The organism is Streptomyces sp. NPDC057638, assembly GCF_042800315.1.
GTDB lineage: Bacteria > Actinomycetota > Actinomycetes > Streptomycetales > Streptomycetaceae > Streptomyces.
In genome coordinates this window covers 1-2,286 of the sequence record NZ_JBHVHF010000555.1, presented here as the reverse complement: position 1 = coordinate 2,286, position 2,286 = coordinate 1, and the positions used below count along the sequence as shown (strand labels likewise).

Genomic DNA, 2,286 nt, shown 5'->3' with positions numbered 1-2,286 from the left:
GCCCCCGCGCCCCCGTGCGGACGCGGTCTGGCCGGGGGCGCGCTCCTACCCCTCCGGGTAGAAGACGAACAGCGTGCAGCCGGTCGTCGTCTGCGGGATGTGGGCGGAGCCCGCGGGAGCGTGGATGAAGGAACCGGCGGGGTAGTCGCGTTCGCCGTCGTTGAAGACGCCGGAGATCACGAAGACCTCCTCGGGGCCCGGCTCGTGGATGTCGATCCCCTCCCAGCGCGTGCCCGGGTCCATCTCCAGCACCTGGGCGTGCGCACCACCGCCACCGCGCCACAAGGGTCGCGCCCGGATCCCCGGGAAGAGCTCATGGACCGGCGCGTCCTCGACCGCGGACCATTCACAGAGGGGCCTGCTCCGCGCCGTCCCCCCTGCCGTCTCCTCTGTTTCCGTCGTTTCTGGTGTCTCTGTCGCCATGGGACGAGCCTGACGGGCGGAGCACCTCCGCGCCGAGTGTCAGAAATGACATCACGGAGTACTTTCCTGCCATGCATCGCGTCATGGCGCTGGTCCACCCGCCCCAGTCCACCTTCGAACTCGCCTGTGCCGCCGAGGTGTTCGGCATCGAACGGCCGGGGCTCGCGCCTCGGTACTCCTTCGGTGTCTGTACGGAGCGGCCGGGCCCGGTCGCGACCCTCGCCGGGTACGACATGGGCGTGACCCAGGGGCTGGACGCGCTCGACCAGGCGGACACCGTGGTCGTCCCGGGCTGGAACCCTCTCCTGGAACCACCGTCGCCCGCCGTCATCCGGGCGCTGCGGCGCGCGCACTCCCGGGGGGCGCGGGTGATCAGCGTCTGCTCCGGCGCGTTCGCGCTGGCGCACGCCGGGCTGCTGGACGGGCGGCTGGCCACGACACACTGGGGGCTCGCTCGGGAGTTCGCCGCGCGCTTCCCTTCCGTACGGATCGATCCCGACGTGCTGTACGTCGACCATGGCGATGTCGCCACCAGCGCGGGCGCGGCCGCGGGCATCGATCTCTGTCTGCACCTGGTCCGTGGCGACCAGGGCGCGCGGTACGCGGCCGACCTGGCCCGGAACATGGTCATGCCGCCGCACCGCGAGGGCGGGCAGGCGCAGTACGCGGCCGTGGCGCGCCCGGACCGGATCGACGGCACGCTCGCACCCCTGCTGGAGTGGATCACCAGCGGCCTCGGGGACCCGGTGACGACCGAGAGCATGGCCGCACGGGAGGGCGTGTCGACGCGCACCCTGGCCCGGCGCTTCGCCGACCAGCTCGGCACCAGTCCGGGGCAGTGGCTGCTGGCCCAGCGGATCACGGCGGCACGGGAGTTGCTGGAGTCCTCCGACCTTCCGCTGGACGCCGTCGCCCGGCGGGTCGGGCTCTCCTCGGCCACCAATCTGCGCCGACGGTTCCTCGCCTCCCTGGGCACGACTCCGGGTGCCTATCGCCGGGCGTTCCGGGAGCGTCCCTGACCCACCGCGGCGGAGAACGAGCCGCAGGCGAGTCGGCGGGGTTCAGCCGGGATTCGGACGGTGTTCGCAAGGGGTTGGGGCGGAGGTGGCAGCCTCGGGGCCATGGGCGCGTCGGCCTCAGGACCAGGGTGCGGCAGTCCGCGGGTACCGGACGGCGCCGCGGCCCAAGCCTCCGGAGAGGCACGGGCCAGAGCGTGCGACCCGCCCGACAGGCGTGCCGAATCCGCCAGTTCGCACATCTGTTTTCGGACGGCCGCCTGTGAAAAGATCTTGAAGGTTTTTTCGATGCAGGTGTCGATCCGGGCGTCTCCCGTTCGACAGATGGGTGAGAGGCGGGGAGAGACCCCGTCTCCAGGAGAGAAGGAGCCACCATGCCGCGCTTCCTGATGATGGTCCGTGCCGACGAGCGGAACGCCCCGGCCGAGGGCCCGAGTCCCGAACTGATGCAGCGGATGGGTGCGCTCATCGAGGAGATGGCCAAGGCCGGAGTGCTGGTGGACACCGGCGGTCTCCTGCCCACCGCGCAGGCGACCCGGCTGACCTGGTCGGGTGGCCAGCTCAGCTCCACCGACGGCCCCTTCACCGACAGCAAGGAGGTCGTCGGCGGGTACGCCATCGTCGACGTCAGCGACAAGGCCGAGGCCCTCCAGTGGGCCGAGCGCTTCCTGCGGGTCCACGAGGAGTTCTGGACCATCTCCTCCGAGATCCGCGAGATCGTCCAGGGCTGAGGCGGCCGCCGCGGGGCGCCCGAGGCGCGGCCGAGGCACGTCTGACCTTCGCCAGCGACAGCTGAGCCGCAGGACGCAGGAGAACGCCGGCGGGCGGCTCCCTCACCAGGGGAGCC

3 protein-coding genes are annotated in these 2,286 nt (G+C 71.8%); 2 read left to right on the top strand and 1 reads right to left on the bottom strand.

Going from position 1 to position 2,286, the window contains the following annotated elements:
* Positions 1-45: 45 nt before the first annotated feature.
* Positions 46-300, bottom strand: a complete 255-nt coding sequence (locus ACFVIM_RS34685; protein WP_384310245.1) for a cupin domain-containing protein — start codon at positions 298-300, stop codon at positions 46-48.
* Positions 301-494: 194 nt separating this feature from the next.
* Between ACFVIM_RS34685 and ACFVIM_RS34680 the strand changes: the two genes are divergently transcribed.
* The gene (locus ACFVIM_RS34680; RefSeq protein WP_384310243.1) at positions 495-1,442 is read left to right on the top strand and encodes a helix-turn-helix domain-containing protein; all 948 of its coding nucleotides are present in this window, start codon (positions 495-497) and stop codon (positions 1,440-1,442) included.
* Positions 1,443-1,813: 371 nt separating this feature from the next.
* Positions 1,814-2,170, top strand: a complete 357-nt coding sequence (locus tag ACFVIM_RS34675; protein ID WP_384310240.1) for a YciI family protein — start codon at positions 1,814-1,816, stop codon at positions 2,168-2,170.
* Positions 2,171-2,286 lie beyond the last annotated feature (116 nt).

Coding starts and splice junctions, on each gene's coding strand:
- ACFVIM_RS34680 (WP_384310243.1), top strand. CDS start 495: ATGCATCGCGTCATGGCGCTGGTCCACCCGCCCCAGTCCACCTTCGAA.
- ACFVIM_RS34675 (WP_384310240.1), top strand. CDS start 1,814: ATGCCGCGCTTCCTGATGATGGTCCGTGCCGACGAGCGGAACGCCCCG.